Source organism: Anabaena sp. PCC 7938 (assembly GCF_049315035.1).
Lineage (GTDB): Bacteria > Cyanobacteriota > Cyanobacteriia > Cyanobacteriales > Nostocaceae > Anabaena > Anabaena cylindrica.
In genome coordinates, this window is the sequence record NZ_CP186034.1 from 505,735 (window position 1) to 531,760 (window position 26,026).

Consider the following 26,026-nt stretch of genomic DNA (forward strand, 5'->3'; position numbering starts at 1 on the left):
CTATGAACATAGCTAAATTGATTTTGCTTGCTTGTCATGTATTTTTCGTATCTCTACTGCTGGTAGTTAGTCCAGCCCACGCATCTACAAAAATGAAATCTGCACCTGTTCCGCAGATAATTGTGATTGCATCTGCACAGCCAAATCCCGAATTGATAGCACCAAATTTAACTCCAGCAAACAGTTCCATTGTTGATCACATTGGTTGCACTTGTGGTACTTGTGTAAAAGCTAATTTTCAAATGTTGCAAGGTAAGTTACCTGCGGCTGACTTTCAATAAAGTTAGGCGTTATGAAAATTCTTAAGGCACACTCCTAATGCTGTGCCTTTATTAATTTATAAAACTAATACAGCGTAGCAAAAATAACCATCCAGTGAAATATAAGAACTTATTAAATAATGCAGGATTGATTTTAGCTATTGGATTTTTTGGGTGTGGAAATCAATTTACAAATACAACCTACACACAATCTAATCAATCCAATATAATTAATAGAAATCTTCCTCAAGTTGTCGCAACTAACAGTATATTGTGTGACCTAACTAAACAGGTTGCCGGGACAACAATTAACCTTACTTGTTTGATTCCTCCTGGTATAGATCCGCGTATTTATCAACCGACACCAGAAGATATCCAAGCCATTGAACAAGCTAATCTTATTTTCTATCATGGTTATAATTTTGAACCAGGTTTAATTAAAATTATTACATCAACTAAAAACCGTTCCCTTAAAATAGCCGTCGGTCAACGTGCCGTATCTGAACCTCAACAAATTCAAAAAAATGGCAGAAATTACACTGAACCACATATTTGGCACAATGTCAAAAATACTATCAAATTAGTAGAAGTAATTAATAGTAATTTGAGCAAACTGTCACCCAAAAATGAAAAAGAATATAGCAATAATACAAAAAAAATAACAAATGAATTAAACCAACTACATAGTTGGATAAAAAATACACTTACTAGTATTCCTACTAAAAACCGAAAATTACTAGCAACTCATGAAGCAATGATTTATTATGTCAAAGCTTACAATCTTCCCTATAAAGAAGGTTTATCAAGTATTAGCAACCAAGATAATTTAACAAATACAAAAGTAAGAAATTTGGCTCAATATATTCAACAAGCTAAAGTACCAACAGTTTTTGCAGATACAACAACTAACCCCATGTTAATTAAGCCAATTACCAAAGAAGCAAATGTAAAACTTTTCTCCAGACAACTTTATATTGATGGACTTGGTAAACCTGGTAGTGATGGAGAAACTTATCAAAAAATGATGGATGCCAATACGCGCAGTATTGTGGAAGGATTGGGTGGAACTTATTTAAAATTTGTACCAAATGTTGCCAAATAGGCTAGGGATTGGAACGATGAGCCATTTTTATTCGCTTGTTGTTCCTCACACCTAGCCTAAAAACATATAGCAATTCCCAAGCTCATGAAATACACCCCACCCGCGCTATCGCGCACCCTCCCCTTGGTAAGCTACGGTGTACACACATCCTTATCCAGAGATGGTTTCCAGTCCTGAGAAAAGGATTCAAGTCACCGCAGACCCCAAACCAAAGCATGAATTACACGAATTTTTTGAGGTTTATAGCCAGACTAACCGCCAAGTTAAGCCGTAATCTTCAACTCACAACTGATGTTAACTCCCTAATTCTGAAATTATGCGGTGATGAAGCTTAAATTTCCGGCTGAAAAAAGGCTCAAACCTATGCCAGGATTACTTGTGTGTACACCGTAGCCTTACCAAGGGGAGGGTTGGGGAGGGGTAATTTTGTATCTAACTAGAGTGGGAAAGGCTATAACTTTGTAATTTATTGATTTTAACTAGGGCTGCTTAATAAAGCTAAAACTTAGATATATCAAGAGTTTGAAGGTTAAAAAGGTGAATCAGGTGCAAGGAATAAGCGTTGAAACTGTTCATTTACCTATCACTTGACCAGATTCAAGACGATTCTTCTCTTCTTCTAATTCTTCCTCCTGACTCCTGACTCCTGACTCCTGACTCCTGACTCCTGACTCCTGACTCCTGACTCCTGACTCCTGACTCCTGACTCCTGAATTCTGACTCCTAGCCCTCACAGATAACTTTTATGCCTAACGGCACGCTACGCGGTAAGCGAAGCTATGCCCGCAGGGCTTTACAGCAAACCCTAACTAAACTTCAACAACACTTTTCACCCTTTCTTTTTTTCCACTTGGAATCAACCATTTACCACCAGAAGGTGCTAAAGTTACCCCCCTACGCATAGGTTTAACAGGTATATTATCAACCAAAGCTAAATCTAATTGTGATAACACAGTAGCTAAAACTAACTTCATTTCAAACATCGCAAAAGCCATACCAATACAGGTACGATTTCCACCACCAAAGGGAATATATTCATATTGTGAAAACTGCCTTTCTAAAAAGCGTTCTGGCTTAAATTTCTCTGGTTCTGGATATAAATCTGGACGGCGATGAGTTAAATATATACAAGGTGCTAGTAATATACCCGGTGCAAATTCATGACCCATAATAGTTGTTGGTGACTTTACTATCCGAGGTAAAGTAATCATGGCAATCGGGTAAATGCGTAAAGTTTCCTGACAAACAGCAGTAAGATAAGGCAAGCGAGAAACTTCATTTAAATCTGCATTTTCAGCAAGACTATTTAACTCATTTATCAGCTTTTCCCGAACTGTTGGTAAATGATGAATCCAATATAATGCCCATGTTAAAGCTGAAGCTGTAGTTTCATGACCAGCGAATAACAAAGTCATCAATTCATCACGTAACTCTGAATCTGTCATCGCTTCCCCATTCTCATCCCGTGCTGATATCATTAATGAAAGAATATCGCTACGAGATGAATCAAAATTATTTCTGCGTTCCTCAATTTCAGTCTGGAGAAGTTGGTCAATTTTCTTTCTCTGACGTAAAAACATTCCCCAAGGACTCCACGCGCCTAAATCTACTTGCAGTGAAGGGAAAAAAGTTACAGCAGAACGCAAAGGAGAACCAGATAAATTTAGCAGAGAACTCACAAGTTCTTCTAATTCTCTAAAACGTTCTCCATCACATAAACCAAAAACAGCTTGCAAAATTACTTTCAAGGAGATTTCTTGCATTGAGTCACGAACAGAAAAAGGTTTGCCAATTTCCCAATCATTAATCACTTGTTTTGTAATATTAGTGATAATTTGAGCATAGGATTTTATCCGTTCTCCATGAAATGGAGGTGTTAATAATCGTCGCTGACGTTGGTGAGTTTTACCATCTATCAGTAGCAAAGAATTTTCACCCACTAAAGGCTTGAGAAGTCCATTTCCCCTTCCTGAATCAAAATACTCTGGTGGAGTTGTAAAAATTTCCTGAATCGCTTGGGGGTTAGTAATAAAAACGATTGGTTGTTCACCTGACAGTCGGAGTGTAAAAAATTCACCATGCGTCTTTACTGATGTTTCCATCAATTGTAAAGGATTAAAAACCCACTGAAGACGTTGTATAAATCTTGAGGTTTGGGATTCACCAGGTAATTGCATAACAAAAATTACTAACTATAAGTTATTTATTTTCTCACTAGGCTAACAAATCTATCCATAAATTCCAAATATTTCCACAAAATCTACCTTTGGGTGATTTATACCTAAAATCAGGTGTGATTAACTTACCAAAGTAGCAATAATTTTTTATACAAAAGTTTATGGTAGATATTTATATTCTTGATTTGTTAGTAATTGGTCTACTCTTACTGATTGTTACTTTAGCCTCAGGTTGGATTTCGCGTCTACCTCTTTCTTTTGCCATGATCTACCTCATGGTAGGGATTTTTTTGGGGCCTTATGGCTTAGGACTAATTCAATTACGTCGTGAGGAATTATTCAACACCGAATTACTAGAAAGACTAACTGAATTTGTGGTGATTGTTTCGGTATTTAGTTGTGGCTTAAAAATAGTTACACTGCTAAAGTGGAAGTTTTGGAATATTACAGCAAGACTGATTGGATTATTAATGCCAATTTCCATTTTTTCCCTGGCCGCTGTGGGGAAATTATGGTTAGGTATGAATTGGGGAGAGGCGATTTTATTAGGTGCAATTCTCGCTCCAACTGACCCTGTATTAGCCTCAGAGGTGCAATTAACTGATATAAATGACGACGATGAGTTACGCTTTGGTTTAACCTCTGAAGGAGGCTTAAATGATGCTTTAGCATTTCCGTTTGTTTATTTTGGTATTTATGCCCTCAAAGATAGTAATTGGCATCACTGGTTTGGACAATGGGTTGTAGTAGATGTAATTTGGGCGATCGCATCCGGTATCGTTGTAGGGCTGATTGTCCCCTTAGTCATAGTATGGATTGATAAAAAAATCCAAAAATCTCGTCCTGTTAATGACGTAATGGAAGATTTTGTGGCTATTAGCACGATTTTGGTAACTTATTCTTTAACAGAAGTTGTTAATGGCTATGGATTTTTAGCAGTATTTGTAGCAGGGTTAGCTGTCCAAAGAAGTTACACAAATCCCCAAAAGCCACTTGCACAATTAGAATTTATTGAACGATTAGAAAAGCTATTAGAAGTTGGTCTAATTTTGCTTTTAGGAACAATTTTATTATGGGAACCAATGTTTAATTATGCTCCCCAATCTTTTTTAGTGATAAGTTTGCTATTTTTAGTGATTCGACCTGTGGGAGTATGGGTTAGCACTATTGGTAAACGTCCTCTCAATTCTCACCGTCGAACTTTCAATCCTGAAACTCGCTTACTATTTGGTTGGTTTGGTATTCGGGGTATAGGTTCTTTATATTATCTTGCCTATAGCTTAAGTAATGGTTTAAAAGGTGAGGCTGCTGAACAAATTGCCTGGATAACTTACACGACTATTGTTATTTCTGTGATTGTACATGGAATTAGTGCCACTCCGTTAATGAATTGGTATGAGCGGAATATTGCCAATGGCACAAAATCAAAATCTCATATTTCTGCGACAATTGATGAATTTGAGTAACTTTGATTTACCTAAAATTATGTTGTCAGTACCTCAGAAAAATTAATTATATATTTTCTCAAAAAATTGAAATCCCTGTCATCTTGTTTTGGTCCCCGTTCCCTTACCGAAATGTGCAAAATAAATTGCACGCCTATTTGTATTATATTGTTACCCAATGGGAATTAATTTGTATTTCCCGTTCTTGCATAATCTCTGTAAATAAATTTGTCGGTAATGCTGCTTCTACAGGTGAAACTCCAGGATGTTTGAGTTTACCTTCTAGTAATAATTTGGCGATACTACCAGTCCCTACACCAGAAGCAACAGCAGTATTTTCATGCATTAAAGTTGAAGCATAAACAACTGTTTTACCATCTTTTTCTCCTGTTACTTCTGCTCGTACTACTACGCCAATTCCAGTAAAAATATTTGTAAAATCGGTCATACTATGACTAACATGAGACAAAAATTCAATCATATAACGACGCTGCATTAACCATTTTGGGAAAATATGGGCAGCTATCCAAGTCAGGTGGTTGTAAAAATTAGGAATTGATCCAAATTTAGTAATTACAGTTTTCACTGTGGTAAAAGAATGGGGTAGTGTGATAGTTTCTGGCATATCAAACCAGTAAACTCCGCTGACTCCGTAGGGTGACGGAAAGTTAATATTTTCTTGGTCAGAATAAGGTGCAACTAAACGCCATTCGCGGTTTATCCAAGCTGGAAAAGGATGTTGTAAACCTAGAAAAGTTGTTCGCATGACGGTAACACCAGCACCACCAGAACCAGATACTAAATAACTTAAATGAATTTTTTCAGCTACATCAAATTGCTCGATTCCCTGGCGGACTAAGCTATTAGAAATACCAGGGAAAATACCTGTGTTAATAATTGCCGTTACTCCAGCAGTAGCAGCTTTATCGTGTAAATTTAACGCCTTTTGAGTATAGGAACGATGATCACTGACATCTAAGTAGTTAACACCTTGCTCAATGCAAATTTCGAGAACTTGAGTATCTCGATAGTGAAATGGCCCGGCGCAGTGGATGACAAGATTTGATTGTGCGATCGCATCCCGCAATTTTTCAACTTCAGTCAAATCCAAAACTAAAAACTGTTCTCGTCCTCCTGAAGACAAGCTGACAGCCTTTCCCGTCTCTGGAGACCGTCCAGTGATGGTAATATTTGCCTGTGTGTGGCTGAGAATATCATTAGCAACAGCGCTACCAATGCGTCCCCTTCCACCTAGAATCAACACACGATCTATCATGACTACGGTTTGGACAACATTATCTTTATTTCACCAGATTTATGTCCCCTTTGTCATCGGTAAAAAGTCAGACAACACTCAATACTGCTTGCTTTGGGTGAGGGGTAAAAAGTAAAAGTTTTATTTTCCCCATGAAAAGTAAAAACTGACAAGTATTCCCCAAACTTCAACAAGTTTTCATCTTAACTTAATATCATCTTTATTTTTTCTATGTTAGGCTTACCGACATTAGTAAAAATACCGTAGCAAAGTTCCTGGAGTTAATGTCTTCAAGGTATAAAATTAATATGAGAAATCGGCAGATAGCTTTCAAGACAAGATAATTTTCTCTGCCGAATAAACATCTTAATTAGCATCTACACAACTTTTTTGGTACTCAGACAGGGGAATTCTATCAACTTGTGAGCAAGGATAGCAAAATATCTACTGCTCATCACACATGAAACTAATAATCAACATTTTTAGCTCAATAACTGAATTGATGTCGTAGCTAAAATATCAAAATCAAATTCACTTCACTTTTTCAAAACTATTGAGGGTTATTCACTAATGGTAGTTACTTTTAGGAAAACAATTCGTGATCTAGTGTTCAGTAATCGCCAACTCGCAAAATTATACTACTCAGTGAGTTTGACTCAACCTGTTCTACCGCATTGGGTTGGCGCTGATTACTACCGCACAAAATCATCATGGGAATTACAACCTAATCTCTGTCCATGTGATATTGAACTAAACGAGTATTTGCAAAAGTATAATATTCAGGATAAAAGTATATTTCATTTCGGTACAGGCGCTCATCATATTTTGGGTTTAGAAAATCAAAAACTTGACAGTCCCAATGAAATATTTGGCATTACTGCTTCCATTCCTGAACATGAAGAATATATTCGTATCTGCCGAAGAAATCGCCAACTTGCCAAATTTTATAAAGTGATTTGTACGGATATATACACTCTAACTGCTCGTTCTTTACCTATGTTAGATGTGGTTTCACTCTTTCATATTGGTGAATTTTATATGCCAGAAGAAGCTCCTTTTGTACATCATAACGATGAATCTCTTGTTGAGCTATTTTTGAATAAGTTGAATCCTGACGGAAAAATTTTGTTTTATACGCAGTCAGTTGGTTGGAGTAAAGCTGAAGAAGTCATCGAATTATTTACAGCCCAAGGAAAAATCAAAAAAATCGAGGCATACAAGAACCTATTAGTTTATTCCAAGATTAACTAAAAACGTAATAATTCAGGAGTCAGAACGTTTGATAAATCGGTGGATGATCGAATAGTGATCTTTTCTCTAAAAACGCCTAAGGAGCTTTCATTGGTGTCAACTTAAGGTAAAAACTCTGGTTTTACAAGGATTTTATCCTTCTGATTTCTCGTTCCCATACATACTCTGTATGGGAATGAATTCTAGAAGGCTCTGCCTTCCTTTTTAACAGATATTAGGCAGAGCCTTTGTGATAGGATTCCCTGTAGGATAATTTATTGTTTGATGTTCCCTTACTAACAGTGAAATAATATTAGCTTTTTAACGGTTTGCTTGACTGCAAAATGCTGCTGTATTTAAGCCATAACATATTCCTAACCAATCCCAAACACAGAACCTACAGTAGACTTCAGCGAGTTTCCAGCATCCTTTAAAGTCTGACTAATCGGATGCTTATTTTGCAAAAATACCCTTGCACAATTGCGTCCTGGCATACCCGAAATTGAACCACCGGGGTGTGTCCCTGCACCAGTTAAAAATAGATTGTCAATGGGGGTTTTATAGTTTGCTAATTCTGGTAAAGGTCGGAAAAATATCATTTGATCCATTGTCATATCAATATGATAATAATTCCCTTTGTAAGCACCTAACCTTTCACCTAATTCTGCTGGACTTTCCACACGTCTAGCAATAATTGAGTTTTTCAAATTTGGCGAATAAGTCGCTAGTTTATCAACTACTCTGTCTGCAACTTTATTTTTCAATTCATCAGTCCAACCCGTACCTTTTAAACCGGTACCTTCTGCACCTGCAATTTGATAAGGAGCAAAAAATTCAATCCATACAGTGTGTTTACCTGGAGGTGCTAAACTAGGGTCAAGGAAACTGGGCATGACCACATACATTGATGGATCAGAGTCGGGAATTTCGCCTAATGTACATTTGTTATGAGCCTGTTCTACATGATTCATAGAATCGGCAATTAAGATAGAACCAATGAGGTATTCATCTTTGTGAGCGTGATAGGGAAAATGTAGAGGTTGATCTAAAGCTAAATCTATCTTGAGGATAGTTTCATTGTTGTTAATAATGCGGCGTTCTAATCTTTCCCACAATTCAGAATCAACTGCATCAATATCGCTTTTGTCAGTCATTTGTAAAAACAAACGCTGGGCATCAATATTAGAAATTACTCCATATTTAGCTCGGTATTCTTGACCACCTGCAACCCTCACACCCACGGCTTTAGCATCATCAATTAAAACTTTTTCAACGTGCTGGTCGGTGAGAATTACCCCGCCTTTACTTGTGACTAAATTCACCAATGCTTGCACCAATGCACCTGTACCTCCGCGAGGTCTAGCCATACCGGGATTATGACGCATAGACATCATCATGACACCAATTGCCAGGTTTTTTTGTGAAGGGGGCGCACCGAGTTCGGAAGCTAATCTAGCAAGTGGTGCTTTGAGAAATTCTTCATCAAACCATTCATTGAGTATATCCTCAGCACTATTCAACATGGTACGCACAAAATCTAAGCTTTTGGACGGAGAACCAATTACTGAAAATAAATCTTTAAATTTCTGAATGTTGTAGTTTCCAAAAATATCTATAACTGATTTTGGTGGAGCATTAAACATGGGAATCATGGCATTAATAGCCCGTTGCCAGTAATCTGTAAATTCTGCATATTTTTTAGCATCACGTTCATTATAACGGGCAATTTCTGCACAGGTTTTTTCTAATGATTTATGAGCTAAAAAATACTTACCATCTGGGTGTGGACAAAAAACTACTGGGTCACATTCTAGATATTCCAATCCGTATTTTGTCAGTTCTAATTCTTCAACAACTGGACCTAAATGAATAAATTCATGGTCAATAGCACACAAGTTAAACTTAAAGCCTGGTGCTTGATCTGGGATACATTCTTCTGTTGTGGCTGCACCACCGGGAACAGGACGCTTTTCTAGTAGCAGGACGCTATAGCCTGCTTTGAGCAAATAAGCAGCACATACTAAACCATTATGTCCTGCACCGATCATTACAACATCATATTCTTGCATGAATTTTATCTTCAAATAAACAAACTGTTTAATGTGAGTTAGATTTTTATAAATTTACAGAATTTGTTATTTATAAAAATTAATATTTACCAAGATAGATCCTACTCAGGAGAAAGGATAGTTTCCATTGAAGGAATTTGTTTTATATGGGCTTTGAGTATCAGGATTAAACTACCCTTTTTTACTTCCATATCTATGATAGAAAATACCATATTTTCCCACTCCAAGTAAGGTAAATTGATTATTTCTTTAATTTTCTGCATGGCGGCTGCTATTAATTCCACTCTTATCCCTTCTCCTTCCGTACAATGAAAACTCTCCAACCTGGGTGGTTTTGTCTGAGTTTGGGGATGAGCGATCGCATGATAACCTAAGATATGAGTATTATCTTTGTCTTTGAGCCATACCTTACCCTTAAATTCTAGTTTGCCCTCACCGGGTAAAAACACCTGCATTTCTTGTGGTTCAAAGCTGACAATCTCCCCATCTACATTTAACTTAAATTGTCTCACCCACTTGTAAATCACCTCTGACGTTAAGGCATCGTTAATATCTGCTTCCGTGAGAACAATGCGAAAATTGGAATTAACTGGCTCATTAAGTTCAATTTGACCAAAAATCGCACTTAAAGGATTAATAGAAATTCTATCTGTTTGCATTTTTATATCTTGGACACGGATTTTGTCTTGAATTACCAACCCTTGTCCGGTAAGTTCAACTTTATCTACTTGTCCCTGAAATAATTTACCAACATCAGTTTTTATATCTATATCTATTTGTTCTACTTCATCTAATTTTTCAGATATTCTTCTTTTAGCTTCCTGAGATAATAATTTTTCCTCAAAAGTTGGTTGGTCTGACATAAAAAGATTATTTTTAGAAGTTTTTCCTACTGGCCAATGTATACGCTGATTCCTAAGAAGAGTATCTATAGTGAGACATAATTCAATTGGTAGATTATACAGCAGAATTCAGGAATCAGAATGCTTGTTAAATCAGGAATAGAGAGAAGTGATATTTTTGATAAAATATCAAATTTAACTCAGAAATCCTTTATTATAGAGGTTTTTGGTTGAGTGAGATACAAGAACCCCACCCCCAACCCCCTCCCCGCAAGCGATAAGGGGGCTATGACGTATTTCATTCAAATGCATACCGCTATATTGTGACTTCTAAATGCTGCTGTAAGAGAGCTTATCAACTTAAATTGCTAGAATTAATTACATAACACTGGTTTCTAAGGTGTGAGATTTTACCTGATGCTGACTCTTGACGACCATTTGAATAGGACGGTCTGGCCCTGTCACTAAACCACGGCGTTTTGGTTTTATATCACGAGTATTAGCTAGTTCTAATTGCCAACCACTCAGAATTTTAGCTAATACTAACTTCATTTCAAATTGGGCAAATGCTAAACCAATACAACGTCTTGCACCAGCACCAAAAGGTAGAAATTCATAGGGTGAAAATTGTTTTTCTAAGAAGCGTTCTGGGTTAAATTTTTTGGGGTTGGGATAAATATCTTCTCGGTTGTGGGTTAGATAAATTGAACCCATGATGACTGTACCTGCTTCGAGTTCATAACCACACACAGAAATAGGCGTTTTTACTCGCCTGGGGAAAGTCAACATTCCGATTGGGTAAATCCGTAAGGTTTCGTTACAAACAGCGGTGAGATAGGGCAATTTAAAGATGGCATTGGAGTCTAGATTTCCGCCTAAACCATCTATTTCTGACAATAATTTTTGCCGAACTTCCGGTAGCTTATGAATCCAGTATAAAGCCCAAGCGATCGCTGTAGCTGTAGTTTCATGACCTGCTACTAACAAGGTTATTAACTCATCCCGTAGTTCCACATCAGTCATAGGTTGACCAGCTTCATCTCTAGCAGCCATGAGTAAACTGAGAATATCTGTGCGCGACTGGTCAGGATTGTCTCGCCGTTCCTGAATTTCTTCATAAATGAGTTGGTCAGCTTTATCTTGCTGCCGCTGCTGTTTTTCCCAAAGCTGAGAGAGACCAATCACATCTTTTAAAGCGGGAAAATAAAGTACGGCAACTCTCCAAACCGCACTACCTACTTCTAAAATTTCACACAGTAAATTTTGTAACTTTTCCGCACGCTCCCCTTCATAGAGTCCAAAGACAGCTTGCATCATCACACTGAGGGTAATATCTTGGGTAACTGTACGGACATTGAAGGGTTGATTTAATTGCTGTTTATTCATAGTTGTTTCAGTTATGTCACCCATTAAGTCAGCATAATTCCGCATTCTTTCTCCATGTAGAGGCGGCATCATTAACTGGCGTTGTCTTTGGTGTTCTGCGCCACTGAGTGATATAACAGAACGCTTCCCCAGTAAATATTCAAAAATGCTATTCAAGTCTCCTGGAGCTTCTAATTCTTTGGTATCATTGCTTAAAACCTGCTGCATTGCTTCCGGGCTATGGATAAAAACTAGCGGAGGTAATTTTTTTTGCAGCTTGAGAGCGAAAATGTCTCCGTAGGTTTTGGCACATTCTTCCATGTAGGGCATGGGGGTGAATACCCAACGGAGCATTTGCAAAGTGGCAGGGGTTTTAGGGCTGATTGGTAGAGGCATAAAATTTTGATTAGCGTGAATCTATCTTCTAATAAATTAACTGAAAAACTCAGAGTGTGTTCATTCACAGACAACAAATAACGCACACTTAACAATGCAGGTTTAATAAGCTGTTAAGCACCTAAATTTGATAATCCTAAAATTGTTAAATCTTGTGGGGTGGGCATCTTGCCCGCCAGCCTTATACAAATTAAATGCACAACAGCTTAACACTGGATGTTTCCAAAAATTAAATCTACTTTTGTAGAGACGTTACATGGAACATCTCTACTTTTTTTCGAGATGTCTAGTGAGTTACCATTTGTGTTTTACCCAGTTATAAATCTCTAAATATTCGGCTCCGGGAGCATTCCATGAGTAGTCATAGCCCATACCCTGAATAGCTAGTTGCTGGAACTGTTCAGGCTGCTGATACCACAAATAAATTGCTCTTTCCATTGCTGACTCTAAGGCTTGGTTATCCATTTCATAAAATACATAACCATTGCGTTTTTCTGGAGGTAGATTTTGGTCGTAATCTCGGTCAAAGACTGTATTTACCAACCCCCCAACACCGCGCACAATGGGTACAGTACCGTATTTTAAACCAATCATCTGAGTTAACCCACAAGGTTCATAATTGCTAGGGACAACAATCATGTCTGCACCAGCATAAATGAGGTGGGATAATTCTTCATTAAAACCCAGTTCTAAATGCACATCTGGGTTACTGTTTAAAAATTGTTTTTCATGTTGAAAATGAGCATTGATTACTGGTTCTGTGGCTGAACCGAGTAATACAAATTGCGCTCCTTTACTGAGGGCATAATAAATGGCATGATGAACAAGATGCACACCTTTTTGATTATCTAATCGACCGATGTAAGCCACGATGGGTTTTTGATCATCATGGGCTAACATTAGCCGTTCTCGCAACGCTTTTTTGTTATATGTTTTTTGTTCAAAGTCATCCCGGCTGTAATTATGGGGGATGTAACGGTCAATTTCTGGGTTCCAAAAATCATAATCAATGCCGTTGAGAACTCCAGTAAATTTCTCTTTTTGTAAATGCAATGTGTGACCTAAACCACAGCCTACATCACTGGTTTGAGCTTCTATGGCATGATTGGGTGAAACTGTGGTGAATGCATTGGAATAAACAATGCCCCCTTTCATAAAGTTTAAAGCAAAGGGGTTAAAGTTATCACGGAGCTTATCGTATTGGAAGTAATAAGATGGTTGGTTTAAACCTGTTCCTTTGAGAGTTTCTACACCACCCATACCTTGATGTTTAAAGTTGTGAATTGTGTAACAAACTCGTTGATATTCCATGCCATGATATTTGTAAATTTCATAAAGCATGACAGGAATTAAGCCTGTTTGCCAGTCGTGACAATGGATGATATCAGGTCTTTTATTGCTTCTGAGTAAAAACTCTAAAGCTGCTTTACTGAAAAATGCAAAACGCATATTGTCATCATCGCAACCATAGTAACAACCCCGATTAAAGAAGTTGTCTTCACTGTGAGGTTCAATAAAAAAGCATACTCTTCCATGTACCCAACCGCAGTATACTGAACAATGGATTGCTGCTCCATACCAGGGAACCCACAAGTTGAGGTAGGCATCATGTAACCCCCAAATATGGTCATAGCGCATACAATCGTACATAGGCAAAATTAGCTCGACTGTATTTCCTCGATTCTCTAGTTCTCTGCTGAGTCCATAAACAACATCCCCTAACCCTCCGGCTTTAATCACAGGAGCGCATTCTGAGGCAATTTGTACTATGTACATTCTTAGCCCTCGCTTCACAAAACTTTATGTTGATTATATAGTAGTATATGACAAATATACTCATTGACAACCTTGTGATGGGATGATATGCAAGGAATGAATTTTTGGGTGTGGGTGTAGGGGAAAAATATCTTCTTCTGACTTCTGTGATCTAGAATAAGCCTTTAAGCAGATACGATATTACTTGTTAAGTAATATGCCAACACGGGTATCTATCCTCAGAAATACTATCAAAGCATTAAATTTCTAGACAAAATCCTTGGTTTTATGTCTGCAAACTTAATGTTTCAAACCATATTATATGAAAATTTTGTATTAATTTAATTTGGTAATCTCAATATATAAAGGTAAAAATTTCAAACAAAGTTATATGATTTATGTCTTAATATAATGTCTAAAAATATTTTTAGTATGGGAATTTTCTATGATGGGGATTTAGAAATATAAAAACATACGAATTAAATTTTTAGACAAAATCCTCGGTTTTATGTCCTATGTTCATGTGCATAAAGCTTTATATCTATCGGAATTTTGTATTAGTTTAAATCTAGTTATGCAAAAACATCTGAACGGAATTAACTCCTAATTTAGAGGATAAGACAATGAAGAAAATAGTAATCGCAGACTTAAAATCTAATAATGCAGCCAGCATTTTTCGTGATTTATCTGTGGTTGAAACAGAGACTGTATCTGGTGGTAGTGGTGGTAGCGTCAATAATTATTTTATATCGGGTAATACTGGAAACGTGGAGACTACAGGGACTGGAGATGTCAAAGGTGTAGATAGTGGACCCCGCGATAATAAAATCGCCACTATAGACAATTCTAGGTCGATATACGTTGTCATAAATTCTTGGTAATTAATTATTTGTGTTCTGATACTACAATTACAATTTTTTTAGTTGGTTGAGGGTAAAACATTTTTTTAGGGCATTTATTTTTACAGGTTTTACCCCTCATTGATTTTTATACCTACTCATTTTTGGATTGGTAAATTAAGACAATAGCTGCAATCATGAATACTGAATTAAGTTCTGTTGAATTGAATAGACTGTTTCATAAACTCACTTCAGCACAAATGGAATCAATATCAGGAGGTAATACTGTTATACCTTTATGGAGTAGTAATGATACAATTTTTGGTAATGATTTAAATGGCTTACTAAGTAAATACTTCAGTTCATTAGGTTTCTACAACAACAAGATTTTGACAATTGATTTTTCTAACATAGATATCTATTTGGTAGTTTAATTCAGATAAGGTACAGTCTTGGCGGGCATCATCATTTCTGTCAAAAAAATTTGTCCCCCTACTTCCCAGCTATAACAATGATGGGATGTTTTTTTATTTGCAAGTCCTGATATTGCCTGTTTTTGGCAGCAAACAGCAGGAGGGCTATATTGAAATTGCTTATGCTGAAGATTGAGAAAAAGCAATTCACTGTGACAACCGCAAAGATGTAAAATTTTGGTTACATTGAACGAGCATATTCAGTTTATTGGCTTTTTATTAAGGTACTCAGCATGACAGTCGCTACGTCTAAAGCATCTTCTGCGCTTCCTAATTTTTGTGAAGGGATACAATATTTTGGGGAAGCACTACCAAATTTTGAAACTTATGGTGTAAAACCGGTGATAGAATCGGGTCAGAGTGCGATCGCATCCCCAACAGATCCAAATGCAGTATATCAAACTCTACTCGCGGCTGATGCCCTGCGCTACCTAACCCTACAAGTCACTGGTAGTAAGGCTTCTGGACATCCCGGCGGTTTTGCCAGCCAAGCGGAAGCTTATGCAGCTTTGGTCATGCTGGGACATAAAAACATTATCACGGAAGTGGGACATCACGCCCCTGGTTTTTATAGTGCCATGTTTTTGGATCGTTCCTTAGAAGACATGGGCATTTCTACAGTACAACAATTGCGCGATCGCTTTCGAGAAAAACATGGATTATTAGGACACCTTTCCGGCTACATTCCCGGTATTCTCGCACCGGCTGGACCCCTGGGACAAGGACAACATTTTGCTATGTCTGCTGCACTCTTGCACCGTGACAAACTCTTCCCCTTCACCGTGGGAGACGGGGGACTGGGTGAACCCTATATCATGAGTTCAATGGCACATTTCAACACCGCTTACCCCACCGTTACCAACTTCTTACCCGTATTAGTGTGGAACGGTTACAGCCAAGAACACCACAGCATGGTATCATTGAAAACCAACGCAGAGATGATAGCCTATTGGCAAGGTAACGGTTTTGCCGAAGTTGTGTTAGTAAATGCTAAAGATTTTGACGACCAAAATCAAGCTGGTGAATATGTTGATAGTACCGCATTTTCTTTTGAGAACCGCCTAGAATTTACCAAAGCGGTATTAGTAGGCATGGATAAAGCTGCCCGTTCAGCACTTAGCGGAAAATTGACCGTATTTATTATCAAACAACTCAAAGGTGCAGGGGTTCACGCCTTGGGGGCAAAATCACACAACCTCTATCCTAAAGATACATTAGACGCGCCCCATATTGTCACCGCCTTACAAAAACGGGCATTATCAGCCGCAGCATGGCAAATTGTGCGGACAAATGCCGAACGGGCTGGAGGTGGTCCCGCAGCTAAAACTGTGGTGACAGAATTTGAATTACCCTTAGCAGATTTAGGGGAATTACCATTAGAAGAATATAAAGTTGGGGCAGTTCCCCAAGTGGCGACAACCGCAATGGGTAGGTTAGTGGGAATAGTTGGAAATAAAGATAAAAATTTCCTCGTGACTAATGCTGACGGAAACGAAGCTTCAGGAATTGCTAACATTAACCAAGCTTTAAAAATCAATCACCCCACCACCGATGATTTATATAATCAAGCCCCAGGCGGTCAAGTTTACGAACCTTTGAGCGAAGATGCTTGTGCAGGTTTAGCCGCTGGTTTATCCTTAATGGGGGCGAGAACTTTGTGGTGTTCTTACGAATCTTTTGCTATCAATGGTTTACCAATTTGGCAAACTGTCACCCAAGCAATGGCAGAATTACGCCGTCAAACTCCCTCAACAATTACATTATTTACAGCCGGGGCTTTAGAACAAGGACGCAACGGTTGGACTCACCAAAGACCAGAAATTGAAGCTTATTTTGCATCTTTGATGAGAACCGGAAATGTCTTCCCATTATTTCCCCCAGATGCTAACAGTATTCAAGTCTGTTATGATTGGGCTTTGCAAACAAAAAATAAGGGCATTGTCATTACTGCTAGTAAGTCTCCTTTGCCAATTCGTAGCACCTTTGCCCAAACTGAAAAAGGCTTAATTGATGGTGCGGTGTTATTACATGAAGTGGCTGGTGGGAAGACTGTTGTATTTGCTGTCATTGGCGATTTGACTTTAATTCCTGTGTTTGAAGCGGCGGCTTTTTTAGAAACTGAAGGTATTGGTGTGAAGATTGTTTCTATTATCAATCCCCGCCGTTTATATCGTCCTCATGATACAGCTTGGGATACTTGTTCTGAACCTGATAACGGTTTTTTAAGTGATGCCGATTTTGAGCAATTGTTTGGTGGAGATGCCTTAATTGGTGTGACAGGTGGGGCTGCGGCGATGTTAGAACCGATCATGTTACGCAGTAATTCTAAACGTGATTCTTTCGCCTGGAAGCGTGGGGAAACTACGGCTAGTGCCGGTGAGTTGATGGCGTTTAATGGTTTGACTGCGGAAGCGTTGACTAAGCGGGCTATTGAGTTGGTGCATTAAGGATTTTTAAGCCGCAGATGTACGCAATATCTTATATTTTTAGAGTGTACATTTGCGGTTGAGTGTATAGTAAAGAATTTTACTTTATTTTTCTTTACATTTAGTTTTGTCTTGATCCATTAATTTAAGACTATTATAAGATTATAAAATTTATTGCTGTTAATTTTCATGAAAATACTTTCTCAAATCTTCGATAACAGAATAAAAGCATACAATATTCTGACAGAAATTTCTATTTCTGAATATTTAGAAATAGCTAAAATTATTCTTCAAAATAATCCTTTTCAAAGAAAAAGATTAAGATCATATTCGTCAATATATAACCTACTCAAGAAAGATTTAAAAGTAGGATGTACTATACCTCCCCTAGTTTTAGCACTCGGTAATGAAAATATAGAAATTAATTATGAAGATGATAATGAATCTCTCAATTATATAAATAACCATAAAAATAAATTAATCATTCTTGATGGATTACAAAGAACATACACTTTACTCGATGTAGAAAAAGAGTTGGATTTTGAAAATGATGAAAATAAAAGAAATTTTTATGATCATAAGTTAAGATTTGAAATTTATTTAGGTCTTAACAAAATAGGTATATTGTACAGAATGCTGACACTTAATACGGGTCAATCACCTATGTCGGTGAGGCATCAAATAGAAATACTTTATTCAAATTATCTCGATGAAAATATTCCTGGAGGAATAAGATTACTTAGAGAAGTTGAGGAAGAAACTCCGCATCAAATTGGCGAATACAGATTTAATGATGTAATAGATGGTTTCACTTCTTATATTCTTAGGGATGAGTCTAGTTTGGATAGAAGAGACTTGCTTGAAAGTATAAAAAGTTTAGAAAAGCTTGCTCTAGAAAATCAAGATAATGATCTATTTCAAAATTACCTCATAACATATAATAATTTGGTTAAAAAAATACATGAATTAGCAGGTGATTGGAATTTTAATAATGAAGAAATCATATTATCGGGTAAGCCGTTTGGTTCTAGCGTAGATAAAATATTTTCTAAATCACAAGTAATGACAGGTTTTGGTGCTGCCGTAGGTTTTTTGAAAGATAAAAATCTCATTAATTCATTTGATGATATAAATAGAGGTATTGCAGATATTAAACCTAGCAAAGATGACTACAACTTTCTTGACGAGTTAATTAGAAAATTAGATGAAATCAGTAAAACTGCCAAAAAAATAGGCAACTCTCAAAGAATGTATTTTTATTACTTGTTTAGAGAATTATTTAGCTCTGCAAGTGACTCATTTTTATTAATAGATGAATCAATAGAATCTAGTTACAAAAGATACAAATTAAATGAGTAAAGTTTTTATATGTCTCTCAAAATTATAGATGAAGTTTCAAATACAACATATTTGTTAACAGAAGTTAAATCAACTTTTAATGATGATGAATATCACTTTGAGCTTTCTGATTCAAGTGGCACTAAGGTCTATATTGATTATGTTTTAACTCCCTACAATGATTATAAACCTGAAGATTACTCATTGTTCATATTTAAGTCATGGATTTTAAATAGTGAAAATAACATTTTTCAGGCTTATGAAAAAGACATTAATGAGAGAATTGGTTGGATGTTTCCTATTCAATCTCTTGTATCTAATGAACATAAATATGTAGGTAATTCTCATTTTTTAAAATATGCATATGTTGCATTTCTCAAATTACTGATAAATCGAGAACAGTACGAAACTTTTACTCCATATCTCCAGACTACAGACACTTATAGATTAACAGAATTTTACGGAGATGATATAATAATATTAGTTTTATCTAATACTCAAATTAAAAAACTTGATAATTTTCATATTGATAATTACCTTACTTCTTTATATTCATATAGTTATTACTACTGTCAACCTATTGATAATTTTAAAGAAATTAATAGTAGAGCTAATTTTCAATCTCCTGGCGATACTAGATTAATACTTCAGAGAAATTCATCCTATTTACAAGGAGAAGTTTATCTACATAGACTTTTCAAAAGTTTGTTAAGAACAGAGGAACATCCTTTGGTTCGGTTTTATCTTCTTTACCAAGTAATTGAACTAATTATAGAGATAATTTTTGAAAAAAGTTTTTCAGATATAATCAATAATTTCCAGAACAATACAGATAAAAATATATATGAACTTAAGGAATCAATAGCATCTATTTCTAGTGAAAAAGAAAGAATATCTAAATTAATAGCTGCTTTAGAAAAACATTTTGATGGAAATACTAAAACCAATCTACTTCTTTATTGTAATGACTTACTTGTAGCATTTAATAGTGAGAAAAAAGATAGCTTGGCTTTAGCTTTGTACGCTGTTAGAAGTTTAATAGTTCATAAGTTTAGAAAATTGCCAGAGAAGGATTTACCAAAAATCGCAGAAATTAATCAAGAATTTGAAAATATTGTCATTAAAATAATTTTAAATTACGAAGAAATAAGTATTTAGATTTTGTAGGTTTAAATTAGTTAGTAGGTTGGGTTGACACAGGGAAATCCAACAATATTAATAACACTAAATTACAACCCAAAAACCCTGTATCTGTTCACATTATCTCACCCAACCATCACTAAATATCATGTAAATAAGAGAAGACAATAGAACCATCATAGATACACCTGCAAACATTCACCTCACCTGAGAATTATCACCCGCACTAAATCAAATCCTAGAATAAATAGCTTACGTGCTAATAGTATAATATTAAATCGTCAACAAATTAATATACTTGAAATAGAATCATGACCACAGATGCAGAATATCAAGCAAGAATTACTACTTATAACTGGGATGATTTAATCAAATTATGGTCAGAAATTAAAACAAAAAAGACCTCAAATTTTTGGGATGCAGGTAAAGCATTAGAATATTTGATATTACGTGCATTTCAACTTGATGGTGCTGACATAGCTTGGCCAGAAACCGTTAAAATTCAAGGTAAAATAGTAGAACAAATTGATGGCGTAGTCTATGCAGATAGCCTAGCTTGTCTGATAGAATGTAAAGATACCAGCGAGGAAGTTAATATTGAACCCATAGCCAAACTCAGAAATCAATTATTGCGAAGACCAGCAACAGCTATTGGTAGTGTTTTTAGTCGTAGTGGATTTACAGAAGCTACAGTAACATTAACTGGATTTGTAGCACCTCAAACCATTCTATTGTGGGGAGGAGAAGAAATTGAATATTCATTAAAAAATAAATCTATATGTAAATTTCTCATCAAAAAATATCGCGTTTGTGTTCATAAAGGTATACCCAATTACGACATTATAATTTAATAATTACAACACTGTAAAGGAGGTTTTTCATGGAACTAGCATACATTCTCACAGAAGGTGATAAGGACATAGAAATTTTACAGAAATTATTACCAAAAAATCTAACTCAAGATATTCAATTTATAGCTGGTGGAAGCTCTTACCGAGCGCGTTCTTTAGCTACTTCACTGCTTGCTACTCGAAAAACACCAGTTGCTCTTGTCATAGATGCAGATACAAATAACGAATCGCAAATATTTGAAAAAAAAGATTTAATTAATTATGTATTAAATCAAGCATCATCTGGTATTCCTTTTCAAGTTTCTCTAGCAGTTCCAGAAATAGAATCCATATTTTTACAAGATAAATCATTAATTGAAAAAATAGCAAAACGTCAATTCAATGATTTAGAATGGCAATTAGCTCAAAGCAAACCTAAAGAATTTTTAGATAACCGTCTTAGATAACAAAGCGTCGCTCAATGACAAAATACTGAGAAATCTAAATGATGATGAAATTAAGATATTGCAACAACATCCATTAATACAAGAAATCAAATTTTTCTTGTTATCACTTATTCAGTCTTCTGTTGCTATTAATTAACCTAACTGGATATAGAATTTCTATTCACCTAATAACGCACTTATTACAACCCAAAAATCCTGTATCTGTTCACATCATCTCACTCAACTATCACCAACTATCATGTAAATAAGAGATGACAATAGAACTATCACAGATACACCTGGAAACATTCACCTCACCTAACAATTATCACCCGAACTAAATCAAATCTCCTACCGATAGGCTAAAATTAGTAAACAAGCCTTTTCACAAAATCACCAGTATGCAAGTTAATAATCTCACCATTTACGAACTAAAAACCCTCATTCGAGAAACAGTTAGATAAACCATAGAAAAACTGCTAACAGACCCAGATACAAATCAAAGCATCAAAGAGAATTTCAAACAAGAACTATTAGCAATTCAGAAACGCAGAGAAACAGGTGTTAGAGGTATTTTCACAGCAGAAGTAATGCAAAGACTAGGTTTAGAAAAAAGATGAATTACCTAGTTGAGTATGAACCAGAAGCACTAGCAGACCTAGAAAAATTGATAAAATCGGTTTGTCAAACAATAGTTAATAAAATTAATTGATTAGCTGAAAATTTCGACCAAATTACACCCCAACCCCTCACTGCTGACTTATCAGATTTTTATAAACTGAGAGTTGGAGATTATCGAGTAATTTATGAATTTGACGCAGAAAAAAGAATTATTTTTATTGATAGAGTTGGACACCAAAGAGAGATTTATAACTGAATCATTTACTTGATTTTCAATCATATTGATTATTGATATGATAGAAAAATTGTTAAAAGAAGTCGGGGATCTTTGGTGCGTAGTTTATAATAGGATTATACCGAAAAATTTTACTCAATTTAGGAGTTAATGATGGTAATAAAAATTGCCGAAATATTTAGAGATATTGACACCTTACCAGAAGAAGCACAAATCTTACTACTAGATTTTATTCAACTACTCAAAAAACGTTATCCACAACCAGAAAATCAACAGATAGAAATTGAGACAACTTTCTCATCTACCCAAAAACAAAAACCACATCCACTAGACACATTTATAGAAAAATATGGTGCTTGGGAAGATGAACGCACAGCAGAAGAAATAGTCAAAGAGATTTATGATAGCCGAACTATTTCTAACTACGATATTAGCTTATGATTTATTTATTAGATACTGACACCTGCATTTACTGGATTAAAAATATTAATTTCGTCAGAGATAAAATTCAACAAATAGGATGGGAGCAAATTTCTATTTGCAACATCACCGTTGCTGAATTGTATTTTGGTGCTTACAATTCTCAAAAAGTAGCAGAAAATTTAACTCGTGCAGAAAAATTCATTCAAGATATTGAAGTTATACATTTAGATAATAATGCTGTCAAAAAGTTTGGAGAATTAAAAGCAGAACTTAGAAAAACAGGACAACCAGTAGCAGATTTCGATTTATTAATTGCTAGTATTGCAATAACTAGAAACTATATTTTAGTAACTAACAACACTCGTCATTATAGCCGAATTTCCGAGCTAAAATTAGAAAACTGGATTTCAGCTTAAAAAAGTTATTGAAGGTGGGTGAACAATATAGCAATTCCCCTTACCAAGGGGAGGGTTGGGGAGGGGTAATTTTGTATCTAACTAGAGTGGGAAAGGCTATAAATTATTTTGATGGGTGCAAGGAAATTAAAAAATATTAACATTTTTACTGGGCGCAAAGGATCATCTTTTGCGCCAAACCACCTTACTTTTTGATAATGTTTAAAGTGGCGCTCAAATCTTTAACAATTAAGTCCGGTTGGTAAAGTTCTAGTTGGGTACGATCGCGGATTCCACTTTCTACACCTATTACCTTAATGCCATGTGTCTTCGCTGCGGTGATATCTGCTTCTGTATCCCCCACCATCCAAGTATCAGCAGCGGGGGGAAGTTCTGCTAAAGCTCTAGCCATTAACAGGGGTTTATCTTCAATGTCGCGGGTTTTCACATAGTCGTTACTGAGGCAATAACGGCGATTTTCTGGGAAAAACTTGCTTAAATCGTATTTATTAATAGCATAGTCCAGTTCCTTCACTCGGCGCATGGTCATCACAACCAAATCAATCCCTGCTTGTTGAACTTTGGTAAGGGCTTCTATTGCACCAGGGACGAGGCTATCATACTGAAAATAAGGCTCTGTATGTACTGTTTGTTTGCGGATTTGGGTAAATTTTTGGGACTGTTGTTCATCTAAACCAGATTTTAAGGCAATATATTTTTCGGCTGTGTGCGATCGCTTGAGTTCCCAAAATTCTGCTTTAGAAAGCTCCGTCACCGCTTGATCAGGATATCGCGTTTCCTGCAAACATAATTGATAAACACGATAGTACCTCTCGGAAACATCCATAATTGGGCCATCAAAATCAGTAATTAATCTCAGCATTAGCAAATTATGTTAATTTTTTTAGATTATCTCAGTAATAGGTAATAGGGAAAAATTCTACTCCCCTACTCCCTCCTCCCCATCACCTACCAAATCCGCGTTTAACTTGTTCGCTTTCAATAGCTTCAAATAAAGCGCGAAAATTACCTTCACCAAAACCAGCAGCTTGAGAACGACGTTCAATAAACTCAAAGAAAAAAGTTGGTTTGCCAAAAATCGGCTGAGTAAAAATTTGCAGCAGTAACGCCCCTAGAGGAGCATTTTTTTGACAATCAACCAATATTTCTTGTTGAGCGATCGCTTGCAGTTCCTCGGCTGATAAAGGAAAATCTAGACGCTGCTGTAGTTGTGAGTAATAAGTTGTAGGAACAGAAAGGAAAGATAAACCAGTTTTGCGAAATTGAGCGATCGCACTGACAAGATCAGAAGTACGTAAAGCAATATGTTGAATGCCCGCCCCCCGATTAACTTCCAGAAACTCCTGAATTTGCGAATTAGGCGATGCCGGCTCATTAATTGGTAACTGTACCCTCCCATTAGAAGAAATCATCACCTGACTGTGCAAAGCAGAGCGATTAGTTTGAATTTTAAAACTTTGTTGGGGTCGAAAATCCAAAATATTTTGATACCAACTGACAGCAGCCTCTAAATCACCAACAGCCACATTCAAAACAACATGATCTATAGCCGTAAAAGTATGGGGTGATGTATTATCATCCCCCATTTCCCCATCTCCTTTTCTTTCAATCAAAGTGTGGGTTAACCCACCCCAAGCGGCAATTTTGGCGTATTTGATCGATACATCATGCTGGACAGGTTGCAAAAGTTTAGCACCTTGAGCGATCGCTCTAGCCGTCACCGCTTCCACATCTGCAACAGCAAAAGCCACATCTGCCACACCAGCAGGATGATGACGAAAAAACTCAGCCACAGGACTAGTCGGTAACAAAGGTGAAGACAGCAAAAAGTAGACATTGCCATTTTTCACAACTTCCGTACAAGTGTGAAACAATTTTCCCTGATTAACAGGGGTAGGAAACATCGAACTCGCTACTGCTTTAAACCCCAGATAATTGACAAACCAATCTCGCCACCCTTGGGCATCTTCTACATAGAAGTGAACGTGATCAATTTGGAGCATAATTTCTGAAAATCCAGAGCAACAGCTAACATATAAGTAAATTTTGCCTCATATGCTCAATTTACGCTTACGTCCTCAGCAATAATTCTGAATCTAGAAAAATAAATGACTATCAGGTTGAATATTAATTTCCATCGGTACAGCTTCCGGTTCAGCAGATAGCGCATAAAAAATAGCATTAGCAGCAGTTTGACAACTCAGCATTTTTTTCCTATCCACCTTCAAACTCACCTGATCCCAAAAAGGAGAATCTACCCCACCAAAATAGAATAAAGTGAACTTCACACCAAAACGTTTCAACTCCTCCGCCATACACTTACTGAAGCCCACAACACCAAACTTAGAAGCAGAATAAGCCGCAGCCATAGCCATCGAATGCTTACCCAAAATTCCTACCACATTACAGATATGACCAGATTTACGTTTTTGCATCTCTTGGGCAGCAGCCTGACTCGTATAAAAACAGCCTTTTAAATTCAAATCCAGCATTTTGTCTAAATCTGCCGGTTCGATACTATTGTAGGGCTTAAGAACACCCGCTCCAGCCGCATTCACCAAAACGTCAACTTGACCAAATTTATCTACAGCCTTTTGTATCAATGCGTCCACTTGTTCAGGTTGAGTAATATCAGTAGGAACTGACAACACCTCCCCTGGTAACTCATTTGCCAATGTTGCTAAACTCGCCGCATCTCTAGCAGCTAGTACCAACTTAGCCCCAGTAGGTGCAAGTTGATGACTTAACGCAGAACCAATCCCACCAGTAGCACCAACAACAACAATAACTTTATCCAGCATCACAATATTTACATTTCTTTACACAATATATCTATTATACATAGCCCCCTCCTCGCTTGCGGTGAACCAGCGCTGTAGGCGGGTTTCCCACCGTAGGCGACTGGTGTCCCTTACGGGAGCCGGAGGCATCATCCGAAGGAGG

The 26,026-nt window shown here is 36.6% G+C and carries 25 protein-coding genes; 15 read left to right on the top strand and 10 right to left on the bottom strand.

From position 1 onward, the window contains the following. Positions 1–2: 2 nt before the first annotated feature. The 3 genes from ACOWPH_RS02460 to ACOWPH_RS02470 all read left to right on the top strand — a co-directional run bounded on the left by ACOWPH_RS02460 (position 3) and on the right by ACOWPH_RS02470 (position 1,636). On the top strand, positions 3–281 hold the full coding sequence (locus ACOWPH_RS02460; RefSeq protein ID WP_015213835.1) for a hypothetical protein: 279 nt from the start codon (positions 3–5) through the stop codon (positions 279–281). A gap of 94 nt (positions 282–375) precedes the next feature. Then, entirely contained in the window at positions 376–1,362 is a 987-nt protein-coding gene (locus ACOWPH_RS02465) for a metal ABC transporter solute-binding protein, Zn/Mn family (RefSeq protein WP_015213836.1), read from the top strand. A 136-nt stretch (positions 1,363–1,498) separates the two neighbouring features. After that, positions 1,499–1,636, top strand: a complete 138-nt coding sequence (locus ACOWPH_RS02470) for a hypothetical protein (RefSeq protein WP_190645351.1) — start codon at positions 1,499–1,501, stop codon at positions 1,634–1,636. A 298-nt stretch (positions 1,637–1,934) separates the two neighbouring features. Here ACOWPH_RS02470 and ACOWPH_RS02475 read toward each other — a convergent pair whose 3' ends face one another. Together ACOWPH_RS02475 and ACOWPH_RS02480 are read right to left on the bottom strand one after the other, a co-directional pair. After that, entirely contained in the window at positions 1,935–2,096 is a 162-nt protein-coding gene (locus ACOWPH_RS02475) for a hypothetical protein (RefSeq protein WP_171815767.1), read from the bottom strand. Positions 2,097–2,171: 75 nt separating this feature from the next. Beyond that, entirely contained in the window at positions 2,172–3,539 is a 1,368-nt protein-coding gene (locus ACOWPH_RS02480; protein ID WP_015213837.1) for a cytochrome P450, read from the bottom strand. Between the two features lie 161 nt (positions 3,540–3,700). On the opposite strand from ACOWPH_RS02480, the gene ACOWPH_RS02485 reads away from it, so the two are divergent. Next, positions 3,701–5,005, top strand: coding sequence for a cation:proton antiporter (locus ACOWPH_RS02485; RefSeq protein WP_015213838.1), 1,305 nt, complete (start codon positions 3,701–3,703; stop codon positions 5,003–5,005). Between the two features lie 142 nt (positions 5,006–5,147). On the opposite strand, the gene ACOWPH_RS02490 is transcribed toward ACOWPH_RS02485, so the two are convergent. Next, entirely contained in the window at positions 5,148–6,260 is a 1,113-nt protein-coding gene (locus tag ACOWPH_RS02490) for a saccharopine dehydrogenase family protein (RefSeq protein WP_015213839.1), read from the bottom strand. Between the two features lie 549 nt (positions 6,261–6,809). On the opposite strand from ACOWPH_RS02490, the gene ACOWPH_RS02495 reads away from it, so the two are divergent. Next, the gene (locus ACOWPH_RS02495; protein WP_015213840.1) at positions 6,810–7,490 is read left to right on the top strand and encodes a hypothetical protein; all 681 of its coding nucleotides are present in this window, start codon (positions 6,810–6,812) and stop codon (positions 7,488–7,490) included. Positions 7,491–7,843: 353 nt separating this feature from the next. On the opposite strand, the gene crtO is transcribed toward ACOWPH_RS02495, so the two are convergent. The 4 genes from crtO to glgA form a co-directional block, all read right to left on the bottom strand. Next, on the bottom strand, positions 7,844–9,538 hold the full coding sequence (gene crtO, locus ACOWPH_RS02500) for a beta-carotene ketolase CrtO (RefSeq protein ID WP_015213841.1): 1,695 nt from the start codon (positions 9,536–9,538) through the stop codon (positions 7,844–7,846). Positions 9,539–9,639: 101 nt separating this feature from the next. Next, positions 9,640–10,401, bottom strand: coding sequence for a DUF2993 domain-containing protein (locus ACOWPH_RS02505; RefSeq protein ID WP_015213842.1), 762 nt, complete (start codon positions 10,399–10,401; stop codon positions 9,640–9,642). Positions 10,402–10,758: 357 nt separating this feature from the next. Next, the gene (locus ACOWPH_RS02510) at positions 10,759–12,141 is read right to left on the bottom strand and encodes a cytochrome P450 (RefSeq protein WP_015213843.1); all 1,383 of its coding nucleotides are present in this window, start codon (positions 12,139–12,141) and stop codon (positions 10,759–10,761) included. A 294-nt stretch (positions 12,142–12,435) separates the two neighbouring features. Further along, on the bottom strand, positions 12,436–13,917 hold the full coding sequence (glgA, locus tag ACOWPH_RS02515; RefSeq protein ID WP_015213844.1) for a glycogen synthase GlgA: 1,482 nt from the start codon (positions 13,915–13,917) through the stop codon (positions 12,436–12,438). Between the two features lie 602 nt (positions 13,918–14,519). Here glgA and ACOWPH_RS02520 point away from each other — a divergent pair. The 10 genes from ACOWPH_RS02520 (at position 14,520) to ACOWPH_RS02565 (ending at position 23,083) form a co-directional block, all read left to right on the top strand. Continuing rightward, positions 14,520–14,777, top strand: coding sequence for a hypothetical protein (locus ACOWPH_RS02520; protein ID WP_015213845.1), 258 nt, complete (start codon positions 14,520–14,522; stop codon positions 14,775–14,777). A gap of 155 nt (positions 14,778–14,932) precedes the next feature. After that, positions 14,933–15,169, top strand: coding sequence for a hypothetical protein (locus ACOWPH_RS02525; RefSeq protein ID WP_015213846.1), 237 nt, complete (start codon positions 14,933–14,935; stop codon positions 15,167–15,169). Positions 15,170–15,441: 272 nt separating this feature from the next. After that, positions 15,442–17,655, top strand: a complete 2,214-nt coding sequence (locus tag ACOWPH_RS02530) for a hypothetical protein (RefSeq protein ID WP_015213847.1) — start codon at positions 15,442–15,444, stop codon at positions 17,653–17,655. Between the two features lie 168 nt (positions 17,656–17,823). Continuing rightward, positions 17,824–18,993, top strand: coding sequence for a hypothetical protein (locus ACOWPH_RS02535; RefSeq protein WP_015213848.1), 1,170 nt, complete (start codon positions 17,824–17,826; stop codon positions 18,991–18,993). 9 nt (positions 18,994–19,002) lie between these two features. Continuing rightward, positions 19,003–20,130, top strand: coding sequence for a hypothetical protein (locus ACOWPH_RS02540; RefSeq protein ID WP_015213849.1), 1,128 nt, complete (start codon positions 19,003–19,005; stop codon positions 20,128–20,130). Between the two features lie 293 nt (positions 20,131–20,423). Continuing rightward, a complete protein-coding gene (locus ACOWPH_RS02545; protein ID WP_015213850.1) occupies positions 20,424–20,963 on the top strand; it encodes a restriction endonuclease in 540 nt (179 codons plus the stop codon). Between the two features lie 29 nt (positions 20,964–20,992). Continuing rightward, positions 20,993–21,409 carry a hypothetical protein gene (locus ACOWPH_RS02550; RefSeq protein ID WP_422665664.1) on the top strand — a complete coding sequence of 139 codons (417 nt, stop codon included), beginning with the start codon at positions 20,993–20,995 and terminating at the stop codon, positions 21,407–21,409. A gap of 712 nt (positions 21,410–22,121) precedes the next feature. Then, entirely contained in the window at positions 22,122–22,265 is a 144-nt protein-coding gene (locus tag ACOWPH_RS02555; protein WP_280514234.1) for a type II toxin-antitoxin system RelE family toxin, read from the top strand. A gap of 132 nt (positions 22,266–22,397) precedes the next feature. Then, positions 22,398–22,685, top strand: a complete 288-nt coding sequence (locus ACOWPH_RS02560; RefSeq protein ID WP_015213852.1) for a hypothetical protein — start codon at positions 22,398–22,400, stop codon at positions 22,683–22,685. Next, positions 22,682–23,083 carry a type II toxin-antitoxin system VapC family toxin gene (locus tag ACOWPH_RS02565; protein ID WP_015213853.1) on the top strand — a complete coding sequence of 134 codons (402 nt, stop codon included), beginning with the start codon at positions 22,682–22,684 and terminating at the stop codon, positions 23,081–23,083. Before ACOWPH_RS02560 ends, ACOWPH_RS02565 begins: the two co-directional genes overlap by 4 nt. Before the next feature lie 184 nt (positions 23,084–23,267). On the opposite strand, the gene ACOWPH_RS02570 is transcribed toward ACOWPH_RS02565, so the two are convergent. The 3 genes from ACOWPH_RS02570 to ACOWPH_RS02580 all read right to left on the bottom strand — a co-directional run bounded on the left by ACOWPH_RS02570 (position 23,268) and on the right by ACOWPH_RS02580 (position 25,884). After that, positions 23,268–23,945: an HAD family hydrolase gene (locus tag ACOWPH_RS02570; protein ID WP_015213854.1), complete on the bottom strand. Its 678-nt coding sequence runs from the start codon at positions 23,943–23,945 to the stop codon at positions 23,268–23,270. 82 nt (positions 23,946–24,027) lie between these two features. Next, the gene (gene hppD, locus ACOWPH_RS02575) at positions 24,028–25,086 is read right to left on the bottom strand and encodes a 4-hydroxyphenylpyruvate dioxygenase (RefSeq protein ID WP_015213855.1); all 1,059 of its coding nucleotides are present in this window, start codon (positions 25,084–25,086) and stop codon (positions 24,028–24,030) included. 93 nt (positions 25,087–25,179) lie between these two features. Next, positions 25,180–25,884, bottom strand: a complete 705-nt coding sequence (locus ACOWPH_RS02580) for an SDR family oxidoreductase (RefSeq protein WP_015213856.1) — start codon at positions 25,882–25,884, stop codon at positions 25,180–25,182. Positions 25,885–26,026 lie beyond the last annotated feature (142 nt).

Excerpts from the sequence above, each read along its gene's own strand:
- ACOWPH_RS02460 (WP_015213835.1), top strand. The coding sequence starts at position 3 with ATGAACATAGCTAAATTGATTTTGCTTGCTTGTCATGTATTTTTCGTA.
- ACOWPH_RS02480 (WP_015213837.1), bottom strand. The coding sequence starts at position 3,539 with ATGCAATTACCTGGTGAATCCCAAACCTCAAGATTTATACAACGTCTT.
- ACOWPH_RS02485 (WP_015213838.1), top strand. The coding sequence starts at position 3,701 with ATGGTAGATATTTATATTCTTGATTTGTTAGTAATTGGTCTACTCTTA.
- ACOWPH_RS02490 (WP_015213839.1), bottom strand. The coding sequence starts at position 6,260 with ATGATAGATCGTGTGTTGATTCTAGGTGGAAGGGGACGCATTGGTAGC.
- ACOWPH_RS02495 (WP_015213840.1), top strand. The coding sequence starts at position 6,810 with ATGGTAGTTACTTTTAGGAAAACAATTCGTGATCTAGTGTTCAGTAAT.
- crtO (WP_015213841.1), bottom strand. The coding sequence starts at position 9,538 with ATGCAAGAATATGATGTTGTAATGATCGGTGCAGGACATAATGGTTTA.
- ACOWPH_RS02505 (WP_015213842.1), bottom strand. The coding sequence starts at position 10,401 with ATGTCAGACCAACCAACTTTTGAGGAAAAATTATTATCTCAGGAAGCT.
- ACOWPH_RS02510 (WP_015213843.1), bottom strand. The coding sequence starts at position 12,141 with ATGCCTCTACCAATCAGCCCTAAAACCCCTGCCACTTTGCAAATGCTC.
- glgA (WP_015213844.1), bottom strand. The coding sequence starts at position 13,917 with ATGTACATAGTACAAATTGCCTCAGAATGCGCTCCTGTGATTAAAGCC.
- ACOWPH_RS02520 (WP_015213845.1), top strand. The coding sequence starts at position 14,520 with ATGAAGAAAATAGTAATCGCAGACTTAAAATCTAATAATGCAGCCAGC.
- ACOWPH_RS02525 (WP_015213846.1), top strand. The coding sequence starts at position 14,933 with ATGAATACTGAATTAAGTTCTGTTGAATTGAATAGACTGTTTCATAAA.
- ACOWPH_RS02530 (WP_015213847.1), top strand. The coding sequence starts at position 15,442 with ATGACAGTCGCTACGTCTAAAGCATCTTCTGCGCTTCCTAATTTTTGT.
- ACOWPH_RS02535 (WP_015213848.1), top strand. The coding sequence starts at position 17,824 with ATGAAAATACTTTCTCAAATCTTCGATAACAGAATAAAAGCATACAAT.
- ACOWPH_RS02540 (WP_015213849.1), top strand. The coding sequence starts at position 19,003 with ATGTCTCTCAAAATTATAGATGAAGTTTCAAATACAACATATTTGTTA.
- ACOWPH_RS02545 (WP_015213850.1), top strand. The coding sequence starts at position 20,424 with ATGACCACAGATGCAGAATATCAAGCAAGAATTACTACTTATAACTGG.
- ACOWPH_RS02550 (WP_422665664.1), top strand. The coding sequence starts at position 20,993 with ATGGAACTAGCATACATTCTCACAGAAGGTGATAAGGACATAGAAATT.
- ACOWPH_RS02560 (WP_015213852.1), top strand. The coding sequence starts at position 22,398 with ATGGTAATAAAAATTGCCGAAATATTTAGAGATATTGACACCTTACCA.
- ACOWPH_RS02565 (WP_015213853.1), top strand. The coding sequence starts at position 22,682 with ATGATTTATTTATTAGATACTGACACCTGCATTTACTGGATTAAAAAT.
- ACOWPH_RS02570 (WP_015213854.1), bottom strand. The coding sequence starts at position 23,945 with ATGCTGAGATTAATTACTGATTTTGATGGCCCAATTATGGATGTTTCC.
- hppD (WP_015213855.1), bottom strand. The coding sequence starts at position 25,086 with ATGCTCCAAATTGATCACGTTCACTTCTATGTAGAAGATGCCCAAGGG.
- ACOWPH_RS02580 (WP_015213856.1), bottom strand. The coding sequence starts at position 25,884 with ATGCTGGATAAAGTTATTGTTGTTGTTGGTGCTACTGGTGGGATTGGT.